Here is a 16,083-nt window from a genome sequence, read left to right on the forward strand (position 1 = left end):
TTTGCGGACGGCTACATTCCAGTCGAGGCATTCGAATTTTGAGGCATTAAAATACATTCGAACTTGCGACGCTCGCCGGCCGTCCTAAGATGCAAGGGCCGGCCGATGGAGCCGGCGCAGGGGAGGCCGAAGAATGCGCGATCGTCCGGGCCATGGCGTGACGCTGTCCTACTATGATTTCGGCCAGACGCCGTTCTTCGCGCTGCAGGCCGACCAGCGCGTCTCCTACTGCCTCTACGTGCCGCGGGACTATCAGGAGGACGGCGACAAGACCTACAGCCTGGCGGTGCTGATGCACGGCACCGGCCGCACCGCGACCGCCTATCGCGACGGCTTCATGGACTTCGCCGACGCCCATGACTGCATCCTGCTGGCGCCGCTGTTCCCGGCCGGGCTGATCAAGCCGGGCGAGCTCTCGAACTACAAGCGCCTGGCCTTCCACGACATGCGCTTCGACCTGCTGCTGCTGGCCATGGTCGACGAGGTGAAGGCGAAGTACCGGGTCCGCGCCGACCGCTTCCTGATGTTCGGCTTCTCCGGCGGCGGCCATTTCGTGCATCGCTTCCTCTACGTCCATCCGGAACGGCTGCTGGGCGTCTCGATCGGCGCGCCCGGCTCGGTCACGCTGCTCAATTGGGATTACGACTGGTGGGTCGGCCTGCGCGACTTCGAGGCCCGCTTCGGCCGGGCGGTCGACCTCGCGGCGATGCGCCTTGTGGCGGTGCAGATGGTGATCGGCGGCGACGACACCGAGACCTGGGAGATCGTCACCAAGCCGACCGACCCGGGCTGGATGGACGGCGCCGACCTGGCCGGCGGCAACCGGCAGGAGCGGATGCGGTCGCTGCGCGACAGCTTCGAGCGCCACGGCATCGCCGTGCGCCACGACATCGTCCCGGGCGTCGGCCATGAGGGCACGCGCGTGCTGCAGCCGGTGAAGGACTTCTTCGCCGACACGCTGGCAGCGGCGTCATGAGAGCCCTCGCCCTCGCCGCCCTGCTCTTCGCCATCCCCGCGGCCGCGGCGGAGCCGACGCCGCTGCTGTCGATCGCGCTCAACGCCGACATCCGCAGCAGCAATCCAGGCGTGCAGCGCGACTTCAACTCCGACGTCGTGCTGCAGCATGTGACCGAGGGGCTGGTCGGCCTGCGCGAGGACCAGACCCCGGTGCCGATGCTGGCCGACGGCGTCGAGGTCTCGGCCGACGGCACCGCCTACACCTTCCGGCTGCGCGACGGCATCACCTTCCACGATGGCCGCCCCCTCACCTCGGCCGAGGTGGCGTGGAGCTGGAAGCGCTATCTCGACCCGGCGACGCAGTGGCAGTGCCTCGACCGCTTCGACGGCCGCAGCGGCCCGAAGGTGCTGGCGGTGGAGACGCCGGACCCGCGCACCGTGGTGTTCCGGATCGACCGGCGCAGCGCGCTGTTCCTGGTCAACATGGCGACGATCCAGTGCGGCGCTGCGGTGCTCAGCCCGTCCTCGCTCGGGCCCGACGGCGCCTGGCTCAAGCCGGTCGGCACCGGCCCCTATGTCTTCGCCGACTGGCAGAAGAACCGCTATCTCGAGCTGACTCGCTTTCCCGGCTACAAGCCCCTCCCCGGCGCCCGCGACGGCGCCGCCGGCGGCAAGCAGGCCCTGGCCGAGCGGCTGCGTTTTGTCGTCATACCCGACCGTTCGGTGATGAACGCCGCCCTCCTCTCCGGCCAGGTCGACATCGTCCCCGATGTCGGCGCCACGGAGATCGAGGCGATGAAGGCGGCCGGGGCGCAGGTGACGGTGACGCCGACCCTCTCCTGGGCGGTGCTGCTGCTGCAGACCCGCGACCCGCTGCTGTCCGACGTCCGGGTCCGCCAGGCGCTGGGCCGGGCGATCGACGGCAGGCAGGTGGCCGAGGCCGCGAGCTTCGGCCTCGCCGCCCCGAACCCCTCCGCCATCGCCGCGGCCAGCGCCTATCATGACGAGGGCGATGCGGCCTGGCCGGCCTTCGACCCGGCCGAGGCCGCGAAGCTGCTGCAGGAGGCTGGCCGCGCCGGCGCCACGATCAAGATCCAGACCAACAACCGTCCGACCGGCCAGTACGAGGCGGCACTGATGATCCAGGGGCTGCTGACCGGCGCCGGCATCGATGCCCAGCTCGAGACGCTGGACTGGGCGACGCAGTTGCAGAACTACCGCGAGGGTAAGTTCCAGGCCTCGGTCTTCACCTTCTCCGGCCGGCCCGACCCGGCGCTGACCTTCGATTCGATCATCGGCAGCAAGGACGAGGACCCGACCAGCCAATGGGAGGACCCGCAGGCGATCGCCTGGCTGGCCGAGGCCAAGACCGTTGAGGACAAGGCCGGGCGGCAGGCGATCTTCGACCGGCTGCACGCCCGGATGACCGAGCAGGTGCCGGTGATCGGCCTGTTCAACCCGGTGCAGGTGACCGCGGTCGGGCCCAAGGTCCGCGGCTATGCCGACTGGGCTCCCGGCAACGCCCGCCTCTGGGGCGTTTGGAAGGAGCCATAGCCACCGCGGCCCGGGAGGCGCCGCGGGCGTGCTAAGCTGCGGTTCCAACCCCGGAGGCTGCGATGAGCGACACCGTCGGCTCCCTGCTGCTCGACCTGCTGGAGTGGATCGGCGAGAGGGACAGGCCCTATGTCGAGGTGATGGACGCCTGGCGCACCTCCTGCCCCCGCCTGCCGGTGTGGGAGGAGGCGACCGACCGACGTTTCGTCACGCAGGAGAACAGGCCCGGCATAGGCCCGACGGTGCGGCTGAGCGCGTCCGGCCGGGCCTTCCTGCGGCAGCACCGGCGATCAGGGATGCGGGTCGGGGAAGCCGTGGCGCCGTGACAGGGCGGCGAGGATGCGGTCCTTGCCGGCGATGAAGCGGATTCCGCCATGGCTGTCGGCCTCGGCATCGGCCGGGCTTCCCTCGCCCAGCACCAGCAGCGGCAGGGACTGGTTCCGCTCCCCGACCAGCGCCACCACAGCCTCGCGCGGCCGCGGCCAGGCAATACGCTCGACATCCAGCCGCGCCGCCAGATCCGGGAAGGATGCCAGCACGCCCTCCAGCAGGGCGCAGTGCCAGCAGTAGAAGACCTGGCCGGGATAGGCCGGGTCGGTGAATCCCGGGCGCAGCAGGAACAGGCGGTCACGGATCATAGTCGTTACTCTCATCAGGTCCCGGAATTCCCCCGGATCACGCTGCGCAGGGTGAAGGCGGACTGGATGCGCGACACGCCGGGCATGCGCGACAGCTGCTCCTTGTGGATGCGCTCGTAATCGGCGGTGTCGCGGGCGACGACGCGCAGCAGATAGTCCGACATGCCGGTCATCAGGTAGCACTGGTCGACCTCCGGGCACTTCCGCACCGCCGCCTCGAAGCGGGCGAGGTACTCCTCGGTCTGCCGTTCCAGCGTGATCTGCACGATGGCAATGGTCGGGTTGGCGACGTCCGGCTCGTCGATCAGCGCGGTGTAGCCGCGGATGATGCCGGCATGCTCCAGCAACTGGCGCCGGCGCAGGCAAGCCGACGGCGACAGCGCGACCGCCTCGGCCAGGTCGGCGTTGCTGATGCGCCCGTCGGCGCGCAGGTGCTGGATGATCTTGCGGTCGATGGCGTCGAGCATGTGTGGTTTCTGCGAAAACCGATGAATTTGCTGCGGACACCAGACCATCCGGCCGCAGAAGGATCAACGGAAATCAAGGATCGGCGAGGGCCTGCGGCCGTATCCTGAGTCCGTTGGATCCCCTGCGGTTCGGCCCTCGATGACCACCTCCCTCCCCGACGCCTCCGGCGCCACCCTGATCGTCGATCTGGCCGCGATCCGCGAGAATTATCGTGCGCTGCGCCGCCGCCTTGGCCGCACCGCCTGCGCCGGCGTGCTCAAGGCCGACGCCTATGGGCTGGGCGCCGACCGGGTCGCTCCGGTGCTGGCCGCCGAGGGCTGCCGCCACTTCTTCGTCGCCCATCTCGAGGAGGGCATCGCGCTGCGGCCGCATGTGCCTGAGTCGGCGGAGGTGTTCGTGCTGCACGGGCTGATGCCCGGCTGCGAGGACATCGCCCTGGCCCACCGCCTGACCCCGGTGCTGAACAGCCTGGAGCAGGTCGAGGGCTGGACCGCCCTGGCGCGCCGCCTCGGGCGGGCGCTGCCGGCGGTGCTGCAGCTCGATACCGGCATGTCTCGCATGGGGTTGTCGCCGAGCGAGCTGGACCGGATCGTCGATGAGCCGCAGCGGCTGGCCGGCATCGAGCTGCGCCTGGTGATGAGCCACCTGGCCTGCGCCGAGCGGCAGGACCATCCGGCCAACGGCATGCAGCGCCTGCGCTTCGACGTCGCCCGCCGCCGCCTGCCGGCAGCCCCGGCATCGCTGGCCAACTCCTCCGGGATCTTCCTCGGCCCCGACTTCCACTACGACCTGGCCCGGCCCGGCGCCGCGCTGTATGGGCTGGCCCCCGTCGCCGGCGCGGCGAACCCGCTGCGCCCGGTGGTCCGGCTGCAGGCCCGGGTGGTGCAGCTGCGCAGCATCGTCGCCGGCGACGAGGTCGGCTACGGCCTGACCTGGCGTGCCGAGGGATCGACCCGCATCGCCACCGTCGCGGTCGGCTATGCCGACGGCTTCCCGCGCAGCACGGGCACGGCGCATCTCGGCGACGTCGCCCTGCCGGTCGCCGGCACCGTGTCGATGGACTCGATCACGCTCGACGCCTCGGCCCTGCCGGAGGGCGCGCTGCGCCCCGGCGCGATGGTCGACCTGATCGGCCCGCACCGCAGCGTCGACGCCGTCGCCGCCGATGCCGGCACCATCGGCTACGAGATCCTCACCCGCCTCGGCCGCCGCTTCCGCCGCGATTATCGCGACGCCCAGCCGTCCCCCTCCCCTGCTTTGGTTCTCGAAGGAGTTCCGTCGTGAAGGTCATCGTCCTCGGCGCCGGCGTCATCGGCGTGTCCACCGCCTGGTACCTCGCCCGCGCCGGCCATGAGGTGACGGTGGTCGACCGGCAGGACGGGCCGGCGAACGAGACCAGTTTCGCCAATGCCGGCCAGGTCTCGCCGGGCTATTCCGCGCCCTGGGCGGCGCCGGGCGTGCCGCTGAAGGCGATCAAGTGGATGCTGATGGAGCACAGCCCCTTCGTGCTGCGCCCGCAGCTCGACACCCGGCAGTGGCTGTGGCTGGCGCAGATGCTGCGCAACTGCACCGCCGGCCGCTACGCCGTGAACAAGGAGCGGATGGTCCGCCTGGCCGAGTACAGCCGCGACTGCCTGCGCCAGCTGCGCGCCGATACCGGCATCGCCTATGACGACAAGGCGCAGGGCACGCTGCAGCTGTTCCGCACCCAGAAGCAGGTCGACGCCGCGGCCAAGGACATCGCCGTGCTGCGGGAGGCCGGGGTGCCCTACGAGGTGCTGGACCCGGCCGGCTGCGCCGCCGCCGAGCCGGCCCTGGCCGGGGTGACGGACAAGCTGGCCGGCGGCCTGCGCCTGCCGGGCGATGAGACCGGCGACTGCTTCAAGTTCACCAACAACCTCGCCAAGCTGGCCGAGGGCCTGGGCGTCAGCTTCCGCTGGGGCGCCCGGATCGCCGGCCTCGTGGCCGATGGCAGCCGCATCGGCGGCGTGGCGCTGGAGGGCGGCGAGACCCTGCGCGCCGACGGCTATGTGCTGGCGCTCGGCAGCCACTCGCCGCTGCTGCTGAAGCCGCTGGGCATCGAGATCCCGGTCTATCCGGTCAAGGGCTACTCGATCACCGTGCCGGTCACCGCGGCCGATGGCGCCCCGGTCTCGACCGTGATGGACGAGACCTACAAGGTCGCGATCACCCGGCTGGGCGACCGCATCCGCGTCGGCGGCACCGCCGAGCTGGCGGGCTACAGCAGCCGGCTGTGGGATGCCCGGCGGCGGACGCTGGAGCATTCGGTCACCGACCTGTTCCCGCAGGGCGGCGACGTCTCCCGCGCCAGCTTCTGGACCGGCATGCGCCCGATGACGCCGGACGGCACGCCGGTGGTCGGCCGCACGCCCTACGGCAACCTGTTCCTCAACACCGGCCACGGCACGCTGGGCTGGACCATGGCCTGCGGCTCCGGCCGGGTGATGTCGGACATCGTCTCCGGCCGCCGCGCCGAGATCGACCTGGAAGGCCTGGCGATGGACCGCTACCGCTGGGCCGACCTGACCGGCATCCGCGGCCCCAAGGGCGGGCGCCCGGTCGGCGCGCCCGTGCCGCAGGCGGGGTAAATCCGGCCCTCGATCAGAGCACGAAATCGGCGGCGACGAGACCGATCGCACCGGTGAGCCGGATGTGGAAGTCGGAGGCGCCGTCGCCGTTGACGTCGCCGGCGATGGTGGTGACGCCGCCGGCGACGGCATAGCGCAACTGGCCGGCGACTCCGGTGTAGACGCCGGTGCCGATGAAGCTGAAGGCCTGGTTGCCGGCGACGCCGGTGTTGGCGTCGACCGCCGACAGGTCGATCCTGTCGCCCTGCGCGTGGCTGAAATCGGTGATCACATCGGCATTGGCGCCGACCGCGCTCTGCGCCGTGCTGCTGTAGATGAAGCGGTCGGGCCCGGCGCCGCCGGTGAGCGTGTCCTTGCCGCCCCAGCCCTGCAGCCGGTTGGCGCCGGCATCTCCGACCAGAGTGTCGCCACCCTGGCTGCCGGAGAGGTTCTCGATGCCGTTCAAGCTGTCGTTCTGGGCGTCGCCGCCGTTGCCGGTGCCCGTGGCCAAGCTGACAGAAACCCCGATCGAGCTGGTGTAGTAGCTGGCGGTGTCATTGCCGTTGCCGCCGTAAAGGCTGTCCGCGTCGGCGCCGCCGCGCAGCACATCGTCGCCGTCATCCCCGCCGAGATAGTCGCCGCCGGCGTCCCCGGAGAGGGTGTCGCTGCCGTTGTCGCCATAAAGCGAATCATTGTTCCCGCCGCCGGAAAGCACATCGTTGCCGTCATTGCCGCCGAGGGTGTTGCTGATGGCGCTTCCGGTCAGCACATCGTTGTACGCGCTGCCGTAGACGCCCTCGAAATTCGAGATGCTGTCGCCTTGCGCGTCGCCGCCGCTGGCGGTCCCCAACGTCAGATTCACCGCCACCGCGGCGGTGGAGGAGTAATGGGTCAGGATGTCGAAGCCGGCACCACCGCCGAGCGTATCGGCGCCGGCGCCGCCTTCGATGTAGTCATCTCCTTCGCCACCATAGAGCGTGTCGATGCCGGCGCCGCCGTTGAGAGTGTCGCGGCCGCTGTTGCCGTAAAGGATGTCATCTCCCTCATCACCGGACAGGTAGTCGCCGCCGGCATCCCCGGTCATGATATCATTGCCCAGGCCGCCATATCCGTTGTCGCGGCCGCTGCCGCCGTAGAATGTGTCGTTCCCGGCGTTGCCGGAGAAGGTGTCGTCGCCGTCCGCTCCGTTCACGGCGTCGTTGCCGGAGCCGAGATAGAAGGCCAGCTTCTCGAAATTGCTGAACTGCACGCCGGTCGAGGTGATCGAGGTTCCGCCCGGCGTCAGGTTGGGCGTGACGCTGAACGCCGCCGTGGCGTTCCAGTAGTAGAACTGGAGGGTGTCCTGTCCGGTGCCGCCGTTGAGGATGTCGGCGCCGGCATAGGTATAGACGAAGTCGTCGCCGTCGCCGGCATTGATGGTATCCACCGATCCCGGCAACGAATCCCCGTCGAAGATCGTGTCATCCCCGCCGCCGCCGGCGATCTGGTCGCTGGACGAGGTGCCGTTGAGATTGTCGTCGCCCGCCGTTCCGTTGATGATCATTGGCTTGCCCCTCTGGAAAACGCGTCATGGAAATTTCGATCCCAGTCGGCAAATTCGCATCAAATTGCGGCATCATTTCGGACACACCATAATATGCAGGACAGTGGTCGGGGGCTTCGCGCCGGCCCGACCTCGGACTACGGCCGCTGCTTTCGCCGCAGCGCCCGCACCTGGTCCTGCAGGAAGCGGACCAGGTCCTTCAGGGCCGGATCGGCGATCGGCTCGCGCAGCTCGAGCGTGCGGCTGCGGCCGCCCTGCTCGACCGTCAGCGTGAAGCAACGGGCGTCGGGCATCGGCCGCGACAGGCTTTCCGGCGCTGCCGGGCGGTCGAGGACATGCGCCTCGCGCACCAGCGCCTCGATCCGGGCGGCGTCCGCCGACGGCAGCGCCGCGAGGTCCAGCACCACCGGCTCGGCCAGCCCCGGCGCGTAGAACAGCCCCGGGCTCGACATCGCGAAGGTGATCCGCATCGTCCGCTCCTGCCCCCGGCCCCGGAGGCGTCAGCCGGTCGGCACGCCGACCTGCGTCCAGGCCTCGGCCACGGCCTTGACCTCGGCCTTCTTCGCACCGGGCAGCCGTCCCGCCAGATCCACCGTCACCGCGGCGAATTCGGCGAACTTCGTGGTCTCGGTCACCCGCGCGTCGCGCAGGGCATCGTACCAGATCCGGCCCGCCCGCTCCCAGGCGTTGCCGCCGATGGCGGTGGCGGCGAGGTAGAAGGCCCGGTTCGGTATGCCGGAATTGATGTGGACGCCGCCATTGTCCTGCATGGTGTCGACATAGTCGTCCATGTGGCCGGGCTGCCTGTCCTTGCCCAGCACCGGGTCGTCATAGGCGGTGCCGGGCGCCTTCATCGAGCGCAGGCCGACGCCCTGCACCTTGGCGGTGAACAGGCCCCCGCCGATGATCCAGTCGGCCTCCTCGGCGGTCTGCTTCAGCACCCATTGCCTGACCAGGGAGCCCCAGACATCGGACAGGGATTCGTTCAGCGCCCCAGGCTGCTGCATGTAGACGAGGCCGGCCTCGTCCTCGGTGACGCCGTGGCCGAGCTCGTGGCCGATGACGTCGAGCGAGGCGGTGAAGCGGTTGAACAGGTCGCCGTCGCCATCGCCGAACACCATGCGCTGGCCGTTCCAGAAGGCGTTGTTGTAGTCCTCGCCGTAGTGGACCGTGGCATCGAGCGCCATGCCGTCATCGTCGATCGAGTTGCGGCGGTAGGCGTCGAGGAAGAAGTCGAAGGTGTGGCCCAGCCCGTCATAGGCCTCGTCGGCCGCGGCGTCGCCGGATGGCCCCTGCCCTTCGGCCCGCACCAGCGTGCCCGGCAGGGTCTCGCCGTTGCCGGCGGTATAGATGCTGCGCTGGCGCGACGGCGGCAGGGCCAGCTTGCGGTGCCGCCGTTCGGCCACGGACTGCGCCACCGCCAGCCGGACGCGCATGGTGCGGAACGTCGTGTCGATGCCGAGCGCCCGGCTGGCGGCCTCCTTCTGGCCCTTGCTGCCATTGGCCAGGATGGCACGCAGCATGTAGGGCGGCAGGATGCAGAAGATCGAGTGGCGATGGTGTCGGGTGCACATGCGGATCTCCCTGGCCTGTCACCGATAGAAGCCATGATGGGTGCGTTCGTTCCCGGGAGACCTTCCTGGATCGGTTCCAGAGGCCGCTCGGACCGGCCCCTGGATGGCTTCGTCGGCTTTGCCTCTTGCAATGACGGCGAGGGATGGGCGCTTGAAAAGCTCTCGCCTGCGAGGCCTTTCAGAACACCGCCATTTGGATCGGCCTATCCCTTCTATTCTCCCCTTCCCTCGCGGGAGGGGGAGAGTGGAAAGCACGCGTCGGTTCAAGTGATCGAATTGAAAGGAGAGGCCGCGCGCATGCCTCCGGCCACGGCGATCGGTCTTCCGATCAGCCGTGCCGGTGGATGTGGGCGAGCATCTGCAGGTGGCGCCACCGGGGGCTGCGCTCGCGGCGGCGGTGCCCGGCCCGCTCGGCGGCGGTCGATTGCCACCGGTCGCGCGGCGGAGCCGGATCGGGCGCCGGCGGCGCCGTGGCGGGCTGCCTGATACCGTCGGGTGGCCCGGTGCCGTCGGGCAGCGTCAGGACGGGCTCCCGGTCGAAGATCTCGCCGGTGGTGAGGATGCGGCGCTCGCCCTCGGGCCCGCCAGCATCATCGGCCGGGATGGGGCGACAGAGTTTGGAAGCGGCGCGGTGCCGGGCCAGACTGGAGACCTGACCCTTCGGGCCGGCGGCCGGAGGCCCGGCTTTCGCCGCGGCGGCAGACCTGCCGGCTGCAGGCCCGCCGGCCGGAGGAGTCCCGGGGGGCGGCAGGCCGAGGGCCCGGCACAGGCTGGCGATCAGGGCTTCGATCGGCAAGGCGGTGTCGGCGAGGTCGACGTCGATGCGCTCGTCTTCCGTCAGCTTTTCCCGGAGCTCGGCGGTCAGTTGCTCCCGGGCCTCGGGGTCGGGAACCGCAGCGATGGCAGCGGCGACGCCCTGGGCGACGGCTTGGCGCCGGCCGTCCGTCTCGTCCTGCCGGGCCTTCCGCCGGAGTTCGGCCTCGCGCCGTGCCTGCTCCCGCTGCTGCCGCAGCTTGATCTTCAGTGCGACGGCGCGGCGGATGCCGAGGAACAGGCTGCTGAAGCGGGTCTCGGCCGTCCCGGCGCGGTCGAGATCGTCGGCCGCGAGGGCGGCGAGGGCCTGGGCGTGAAAGCCGCGGGCCAGCTCCTCCGCGAGCTCCATCAGCTCGGACAGCATCGCGGCCTGGTCCGCGGCCGGCGACGCGGCGGCCTGCTCCCGCCGCCGGCGCAGTTTGAGCGCGACGGCACGGCGGATGGCGAGGAAGAGGGTGCTGAAGCGGGTCTCGGCCATGCCGGCGCGTTCGAGATCGCCGGCCGCGAGGGCGGCGACCGCCTCGGCCTGGAAGGTCCGGGCCAGCTCCAGGGCGAGCGCCGTCAGCCCGGACAGCACCTCGGCCTCCCGCTCGTCCGTGGACGGCGAAGCGGCGGAGGGAGTCCCGGCTGGGCTGGCATCGACCATGCCTGTATCAGAACAAAACAGGAACATGCAGTCAAGCGGAATCGCGTTTGCGTCGTCGCGGTCCGGTGGCGATCCAGGCCGGAGCCGCTGGATGGCCACGCCCATTCGGGGCTCGCCATGACGGTTCTCTTCGGAGGGTCGCGTCGATTCAGGGGTCGAAGACCGCTCCCGGGACCGGAGATGCCTTGTCATAGGCCGCGGCCGTGGCGGGCACGTCACCGTCATAGGTGAAGCGCCACCCGGCCGATGTCCATGCGGCGGTAATAGCCGACATCGTGAACGCCGCCGCCCAGAATGGTTCGGCGGATCACGCGAAAGGAGAACGCGATCCGCTCGCCGTTCTGCCGCTTCTGCTCAAATAGCTCGGTGAACATGGACCAGAAACCGCTTCGGCTGAGCGCCGCGTCGGTTTCCCGCTCCCGGGACAGGTAGATGCAGTCGGCGGAATAGGCAGGTTTCCAGCAAGGTGAGATCGAGCTGGGCGAAAGCCGTCGTCATCCGCCGATAGATCGCGTTCACCGCCGCATCGATCTGCTCCTGTCCCTCTCCCATTGAGGGATTGGATCGTGGATTCATTGCAGATCCGACGGCTGAAATTGGTGATCGCGGCCAAGGTTACAGCCGCCGAGCCGAGGGCAGCAACGGGTCAAACAGCAATCGTCACGCCGCCTCCCGGTCGCGGCGCAGGCCGTCCTTGCGCATCTGGTCCGGCGTGGTGCCGGTCAGGCGGTGGAACATGGCGATGAAGGCCGAGGCGTTGCCGTAGCCGAGCCAGCGCGCCACCGCGCCGACCGACGCCCCCTCCTCCAGCCGCGACAGCGCCGCGACCAGCTTCATCCGCTGCCGCCATTCGGCGAAGGACATGCCGAGGTCGCGCTGGCAGTGGCGCGACAAGGTGCGCTCGGTGGTGCCGGTGATCCGCGCCCATTCCGCCAGGGACCGGCGGTCGCCGGGCTCCTGCTGCAGCGCCTCCAGAACCGTGCGCAGGGCCGGGTCGTCCGACAGCGGCAGGTAGGAGGAATGGCGCGGTGCCAGCCGGATCTGGTCGACCAGCACCTGGGCCAGCCGCAGGTCGGCTTCGCTCTTCGGCACCTTCACGCTGCGGGCGTCGACATCGGCCAGGATCGCCTTGATCAGCGGGCTGAGCGCCAGGGTACAGGGCTCCGCCGGCAGCTCGGCGCAGAGTTCGCGCACGACATAGACCGAGACGTAGCGCACCGCGTCGCGGTTGTGGCAGGCGTGCACCACGTCGGGTGGGGTCCAGATCGCGTAATGCGGCGGCGACAGGTAGCGCACGCCGCCGACCGTCGCCACCATCAGGCCGCGGACGGCGTAGTTCAGCTTGCCCCAGGGCAGGCACGCCTCCGGCCACACCATGCCGGCCGGATAATCCTCGGTGCGGAAGGACAGCGGGTCGGGCGGCTCGCCGCGCAGCGCGGGTAAGCGGACGGTCATGTCCTGTCCTCTCGATCACTTGTCCGATCATCGTTATATATCTCGAACCGGCCAGGCGCTAGGGTCGCGTCATGTCCGCATCGAACACCCCATTGCGCTGGTTCGCCCTGCCGGTCGTCACCGTCGCGATCTGGTCCGGCAACGTGGTCGTCACCAAGCTGGCCGCCACCGAGGTCCACCCGAGCGTCATCGCCTTCGAGCGCTGGGCCCTGGCGCTGCTGCTGCTGACGCCGTTCCTGATCCGCCCGGTGTGGCGGCTGCGGCGGCAGGTCCTGCCGCATCTGCCGAAGCTGGCGGTGCTGGGGCTGCTCGGCATGGCCGCCTATCAGGGGCTGGCCTATTTCGCGGCGGAGACCACCTCGGCCACCAAGATGGGCTTCGTGGTGTCGCTGGTGCCGCTCTTGACCATGGCGCTGTCGAGCCTGCTGCTGGCCGAGGTGCCAAGCCTGGGCATGGTGGGCGGCGGGGCGCTGTCGCTGTTCGGCATGGCGCTGCTGCTGGGCCAGGGCGATCCGCTGGCGCCGTTCAGCGGCGGGCTGGTGCCGGGCGACGGGATGATGCTGATCGCCTGCGTCGCCTATTCCGGCTACGGCGTGCTGCTGCGGCGCTGGCCGATGCCGCTGCCGGTCTGGCCGTCGCTGTACCTGCAGATCGCCTTCGCCGCGCTGTTCCTGCTGCCCGGCTGGCTGCTGGCGCCGGCGGCGCCGCACAGCATGACGGCGATCGGGATGATCCTCTATGCCGGGATCCCGACCTCGATCCTGGCGCCGTTCCTGTGGATGGAGGCGGTCCGCCTGCTCGGCCCCAGCCGCACCAGCCTGTTCATCAACCTGTCGCCGGTGATGACGGCGGCGATCGCGGTGGCGGTCTTGGGCGAGAGCCTGCACCCGTACCACCTGGCCGGCGGCGCGCTGGTGCTGCTGGGCGTCATCCTGGCCCAGCGTTTCGGCCGGCGGCGGGCCCCCGTGCCGGTCGCCGGGGCCGCCGAGTGAAGCGGCTACTCCTGCCGAGCCCGGTATTCCCCGATCCCGACGAAGGGAAAATAGGCGACAAAGGTCGCTGCGAAGAAAGCCCCCGCCTGGATCAGAGTCGAAGCCGCCACGGTCTGGTTCTTGGTCAGCTCGGAGACAACGTTTCCGAAGATGAGAAGGATATAGGTGAAGGCCTGACGGGCGTGCGCGACATCGGTCCCCTGGCGACGAATCTCGCTGAGGGTGTGTCTGAGCTTGAATTCCACCTTGGCCCGGTATCGGGTGATACCCTGCAGACCCTGACGCGCGTTCGGGTCGCCCGGCATCGCCGGCTCGAGGCCCCTCGCAATCCTGTCGAAGTACTGGTTGAAGGCACGGTACGAAATCGTTTCCAGCAGCTCGACAGCCGTATAGGCCAAGACATATTTGGCCATCTCCTTGGCGGCTTCCGCTCCGACCAGGCCGGCTGCCTGGGCACCCGCGCCGCTATGCACCAGTCCGAGACCGATCAGAACGGTCGTCAGCTGGGAGTACGTCGAATACGCTGCATCGTCGGCGAGAACCGCCGGCTTATTCAGCAGCAGGTCGCCGCGACGATTCTGCGTGACCGGGAGGAACATGTTCGCCATGTCGCGCAGGCCTATGATCAGCGCCCTGGCGGCCGCGGGCGCCTGGGCTGCAACCCCGCCCCCCTTCTCGGCAGCGGCGACGGTCGCCCCGACCATCAAGAGGGTGTTGGTGGCGAGCGAGGCATATTGTTTTGCGGTCGGCACCATTCGGTCTTCTGCCGGCCGACTGGCGCTGGTGTCATACACCAGGCCGCCAGCCTTCACCGCGATCGGCAGAAAATTCAGCGCGATCAGCAATACGGCGAGATCCTGTTTCGTCTTCTCGCTGCTTGCGCTGATGGCATAGGCAGCCGTTTCCCGGGCGGTGGCGAATGTGAGCAGCACCGGGAGGTCGCGCAGAACAATCTTCCCGACGTCCCGGATGGCGCTCAACATGCTTTCGCTCGCCACCCCATCTCCCCCATCCGCGACGTCGAGTTGTTGAGCTGCCCGCGTCATTGCCCGGACATCCTCCCGGGTTGGGGGGAGATCCCGGGTTGGCGGCGGCGCCTGATCGCTCGAGGCGACCGGGCCGATCACGTCCGGCCCGGTCTGTCCCGCGATATCCGGTTGCGTCGTTGCCGTGTCGTCCCGCAGCGTTTCGGGCAATTGTTCGATGGCGCGGAGCAGATCCTCGCTGTCCAGCCGTTCCGCAATCTGCAAAAGCCGATCGATGTTGCTGTCGAGTTCCTCTTGCCGCCGATCGAGCCCAGAAAATTCTTTCTTCAAAGCACCTTCTTTATTTATTTCCTTCTGAATCTCATTTTCAACACCTGAGATCTGCAACTGAGTTTGGCTAATTTCATTTTTTATATCCTCCATGCTTTTCTGAAATTCTTGAATTCTGTCGTCACTTGCTTTAATATTTTGTTCTAACATATTAATTTCATTATTCGTCTCTATCGATGACTGCAAAATCGATTTGTATTCATCGGCAATGGACTGAAGTCGATTTACCGTTGAATCCTCACCGTCCACAAGGCCGTCCAGAACACCGATGTCGCCGGTCACTCTCTCCCTTTGTGTTGCCAGATCTTCCAGCTCGGTCGCGATCCGATCGAGTTCTTCGCTGCTGGTTTCCATCCTCGCAACAAGTGCGGAACGCTCGTCCTCAAGGGTTCCGAGCCTTGCCGCAATTGCCGCCGCATGCTCCAGGTCCTGGGGATCTTCCGGCGGGGTTCCGAGGGTCTCGATCTCGTGCTGCAGCTCCTGAAGCCTCGCGGTCGCTTCCTCGTTCCGCTCCCTGGCTGCCTGCGCTCTCTCTTCCGCCTCCTCGGTCCGTCGCGCCAGATCGTCGAGCGTCCGGCCAAGGGCGCCACGGTGTTCAGCGATCAGCGCCTTCAAGCGGTCCAGGTCCCTCGTCTCGCCGACTTCGCCCAGCGCGATCTCCCGGGCCCCCAGCGCGGCGGTGACCTCCGTCCACCGTTCGTCGAGTGAATCGTACAACCTGCCGAGTTCGTCGTCATAGCCGAGCATGGCGTCCCGACGCTCGGAAAGCTGGTCCATGAGCGCAGACGAGTCCTCTCGCTCGCGGTCCATATCCTCATAGGCCCGCTGCTCAGCGTCCAGAATGCGGTCGAATTGGGCGAACTGGTCATCCTGCCTTTGCCGGAGCCCGTCCAGCGTCTCGATCAGCGCCAGCTCCTCTTCCGTGCGCGTCAGCCGATCGTCATTCAGGGCGTCCCGATCGTCCCGGCGGGCGGCGAGATCTTCGTCCGTCCGGCGCCGGGCCAGCGCGAGATGGCCCTGCGCGTCGCCGACGGTCTGCATCCGGTCAGGGGAGATCCCCACCACCTGGGCCAACCATCGGCGGAGAGCCTCCGGGCTTTCCGCCAATTGCCCCTGGCGTGAGCTTTCGCCGCCACCTCCCTGCTGCGTCGACCTGTCTGCCATCCTTCTCTCCCAACGCTGCTCGCAAACCAAGCATGAAACCGCCGACAGCGCTGTCAGACAGCCCTCACGACCCCGTCAGGATTTGCCTGAAGGATCCCAATGGGAAATCCGGCTTTGGTATGGGCCGATGCGCGGTTCGGATGCCCGTGCCGGCCGGCCCGGAGGCGCAGCCGTCCGGCCTTCGACTGCAGGCCGAAGGGGTGGTTCCTCGGCCTCCGGGTCGACGGGAAGAGGATCTCGTTCAGCGAGACGGTGTTCTGTGCGTTCCGGGACGGGAAGATCGGGCAGGTCTGGTCGATCATCGACAAAGCGATCATCGAGGCCGCCGCCGCGTGAAGCGGGGGGGGCCCCCCCCGCGGGGGGGGGGGGGGGGGG

16 protein-coding genes are annotated in these 16,083 nt (G+C 68.7%); 7 read left to right on the top strand and 9 right to left on the bottom strand.

The window, feature by feature from the left end:
• The first annotated feature begins 133 nt into the window (after positions 1-133).
• The 3 genes from AAHM41_RS10690 (at position 134) to AAHM41_RS10700 (ending at position 2,837) form a co-directional block, all read left to right on the top strand.
• A complete protein-coding gene (locus tag AAHM41_RS10690; RefSeq protein WP_342236519.1) occupies positions 134-976 on the top strand; it encodes an alpha/beta hydrolase in 843 nt (280 codons plus the stop codon).
• On the top strand, positions 973-2,511 hold the full coding sequence (locus tag AAHM41_RS10695) for an ABC transporter substrate-binding protein (protein WP_342236520.1): 1,539 nt from the start codon (positions 973-975) through the stop codon (positions 2,509-2,511). The genes AAHM41_RS10690 and AAHM41_RS10695 overlap by 4 nt, the downstream gene beginning before the upstream one ends.
• 62 nt (positions 2,512-2,573) lie before the next feature.
• Positions 2,574-2,837: a hypothetical protein gene (locus tag AAHM41_RS10700; RefSeq protein ID WP_342236521.1), complete on the top strand. Its 264-nt coding sequence runs from the start codon at positions 2,574-2,576 to the stop codon at positions 2,835-2,837.
• Here AAHM41_RS10700 and AAHM41_RS10705 read toward each other — a convergent pair.
• Complete coding sequence (locus tag AAHM41_RS10705; protein WP_342236522.1) at positions 2,802-3,149, bottom strand: DUF3088 domain-containing protein; 348 nt, start codon at positions 3,147-3,149, stop codon at positions 2,802-2,804. The genes AAHM41_RS10700 and AAHM41_RS10705 overlap by 36 nt on opposite strands.
• Positions 3,150-3,163: 14 nt before the next feature.
• On the bottom strand, positions 3,164-3,616 hold the full coding sequence (locus AAHM41_RS10710; protein WP_342236523.1) for an Lrp/AsnC family transcriptional regulator: 453 nt from the start codon (positions 3,614-3,616) through the stop codon (positions 3,164-3,166).
• 139 nt (positions 3,617-3,755) lie between these two features.
• Between AAHM41_RS10710 and alr the strand changes: the two genes are divergently transcribed.
• Both alr and AAHM41_RS10720 read left to right on the top strand, forming a co-directional pair.
• Positions 3,756-4,901 (top strand): alanine racemase, encoded by a 1,146-nt coding sequence (alr, locus tag AAHM41_RS10715; protein WP_342236524.1) that lies wholly within the window; start codon positions 3,756-3,758, stop codon positions 4,899-4,901.
• On the top strand, positions 4,898-6,226 hold the full coding sequence (locus AAHM41_RS10720) for a D-amino acid dehydrogenase (protein ID WP_342236525.1): 1,329 nt from the start codon (positions 4,898-4,900) through the stop codon (positions 6,224-6,226). The genes alr and AAHM41_RS10720 overlap by 4 nt, the downstream gene beginning before the upstream one ends.
• 13 nt (positions 6,227-6,239) lie before the next feature.
• Here AAHM41_RS10720 and AAHM41_RS10725 read toward each other — a convergent pair whose 3' ends face one another.
• From AAHM41_RS10725 to AAHM41_RS10750, 6 genes are all read right to left on the bottom strand, one after another.
• Positions 6,240-7,748 carry a calcium-binding protein gene (locus AAHM41_RS10725; protein WP_342236526.1) on the bottom strand — a complete coding sequence of 503 codons (1,509 nt, stop codon included), beginning with the start codon at positions 7,746-7,748 and terminating at the stop codon, positions 6,240-6,242.
• A 137-nt stretch (positions 7,749-7,885) separates the two neighbouring features.
• Positions 7,886-8,218 carry a protealysin inhibitor emfourin gene (locus tag AAHM41_RS10730; RefSeq protein WP_342236527.1) on the bottom strand — a complete coding sequence of 111 codons (333 nt, stop codon included), beginning with the start codon at positions 8,216-8,218 and terminating at the stop codon, positions 7,886-7,888.
• 30 nt (positions 8,219-8,248) lie between these two features.
• Positions 8,249-9,322 (bottom strand): M4 family metallopeptidase, encoded by a 1,074-nt coding sequence (locus tag AAHM41_RS10735; RefSeq protein WP_342236528.1) that lies wholly within the window; start codon positions 9,320-9,322, stop codon positions 8,249-8,251.
• Between the two features lie 328 nt (positions 9,323-9,650).
• Positions 9,651-10,886: a hypothetical protein gene (locus tag AAHM41_RS10740; RefSeq protein ID WP_342236529.1), complete on the bottom strand. Its 1,236-nt coding sequence runs from the start codon at positions 10,884-10,886 to the stop codon at positions 9,651-9,653.
• Between the two features lie 116 nt (positions 10,887-11,002).
• Positions 11,003-11,155: a hypothetical protein gene (locus tag AAHM41_RS10745; protein ID WP_342236530.1), complete on the bottom strand. Its 153-nt coding sequence runs from the start codon at positions 11,153-11,155 to the stop codon at positions 11,003-11,005.
• Positions 11,156-11,441: 286 nt separating this feature from the next.
• Positions 11,442-12,236, bottom strand: coding sequence for an AraC family transcriptional regulator (locus AAHM41_RS10750; protein ID WP_342236531.1), 795 nt, complete (start codon positions 12,234-12,236; stop codon positions 11,442-11,444).
• Positions 12,237-12,307: 71 nt separating this feature from the next.
• Here AAHM41_RS10750 and AAHM41_RS10755 point away from each other — a divergent pair, with 71 nt between their 5' ends.
• A complete protein-coding gene (locus tag AAHM41_RS10755) occupies positions 12,308-13,228 on the top strand; it encodes a DMT family transporter (protein ID WP_342236532.1) in 921 nt (306 codons plus the stop codon).
• Positions 13,229-13,233: 5 nt separating this feature from the next.
• On the opposite strand, the gene AAHM41_RS10760 is transcribed toward AAHM41_RS10755, so the two are convergent.
• Entirely contained in the window at positions 13,234-15,708 is a 2,475-nt protein-coding gene (locus tag AAHM41_RS10760; RefSeq protein ID WP_342236533.1) for a hypothetical protein, read from the bottom strand.
• A 99-nt stretch (positions 15,709-15,807) separates the two neighbouring features.
• Between AAHM41_RS10760 and AAHM41_RS10765 the strand changes: the two genes are divergently transcribed.
• Positions 15,808-16,044: an ester cyclase gene (locus tag AAHM41_RS10765; RefSeq protein WP_342236534.1), complete on the top strand. Its 237-nt coding sequence runs from the start codon at positions 15,808-15,810 to the stop codon at positions 16,042-16,044.
• Positions 16,045-16,083 lie beyond the last annotated feature (39 nt).

It is taken from the genome of Inquilinus sp. OTU3971 (assembly GCF_038440215.1).

Excerpts from the sequence above, each read along its gene's own strand:
- AAHM41_RS10705 (WP_342236522.1), bottom strand. The coding sequence starts at position 3,149 with ATGATCCGTGACCGCCTGTTCCTGCTGCGCCCGGGATTCACCGACCCG.
- AAHM41_RS10755 (WP_342236532.1), top strand. The coding sequence starts at position 12,308 with ATGTCCGCATCGAACACCCCATTGCGCTGGTTCGCCCTGCCGGTCGTC.
- AAHM41_RS10745 (WP_342236530.1), bottom strand. The coding sequence starts at position 11,155 with ATGTTCACCGAGCTATTTGAGCAGAAGCGGCAGAACGGCGAGCGGATC.
- AAHM41_RS10710 (WP_342236523.1), bottom strand. The coding sequence starts at position 3,616 with ATGCTCGACGCCATCGACCGCAAGATCATCCAGCACCTGCGCGCCGAC.
- AAHM41_RS10730 (WP_342236527.1), bottom strand. The coding sequence starts at position 8,218 with ATGCGGATCACCTTCGCGATGTCGAGCCCGGGGCTGTTCTACGCGCCG.
- AAHM41_RS10760 (WP_342236533.1), bottom strand. The coding sequence starts at position 15,708 with ATGGCAGACAGGTCGACGCAGCAGGGAGGTGGCGGCGAAAGCTCACGC.
- AAHM41_RS10690 (WP_342236519.1), top strand. The coding sequence starts at position 134 with ATGCGCGATCGTCCGGGCCATGGCGTGACGCTGTCCTACTATGATTTC.
- AAHM41_RS10725 (WP_342236526.1), bottom strand. The coding sequence starts at position 7,748 with ATGATCATCAACGGAACGGCGGGCGACGACAATCTCAACGGCACCTCG.
- alr (WP_342236524.1), top strand. The coding sequence starts at position 3,756 with ATGACCACCTCCCTCCCCGACGCCTCCGGCGCCACCCTGATCGTCGAT.
- AAHM41_RS10700 (WP_342236521.1), top strand. The coding sequence starts at position 2,574 with ATGAGCGACACCGTCGGCTCCCTGCTGCTCGACCTGCTGGAGTGGATC.
- AAHM41_RS10735 (WP_342236528.1), bottom strand. The coding sequence starts at position 9,322 with ATGTGCACCCGACACCATCGCCACTCGATCTTCTGCATCCTGCCGCCC.
- AAHM41_RS10765 (WP_342236534.1), top strand. The coding sequence starts at position 15,808 with ATGGGAAATCCGGCTTTGGTATGGGCCGATGCGCGGTTCGGATGCCCG.
- AAHM41_RS10750 (WP_342236531.1), bottom strand. The coding sequence starts at position 12,236 with ATGACCGTCCGCTTACCCGCGCTGCGCGGCGAGCCGCCCGACCCGCTG.
- AAHM41_RS10740 (WP_342236529.1), bottom strand. The coding sequence starts at position 10,886 with ATGGGCGTGGCCATCCAGCGGCTCCGGCCTGGATCGCCACCGGACCGC.
- AAHM41_RS10695 (WP_342236520.1), top strand. The coding sequence starts at position 973 with ATGAGAGCCCTCGCCCTCGCCGCCCTGCTCTTCGCCATCCCCGCGGCC.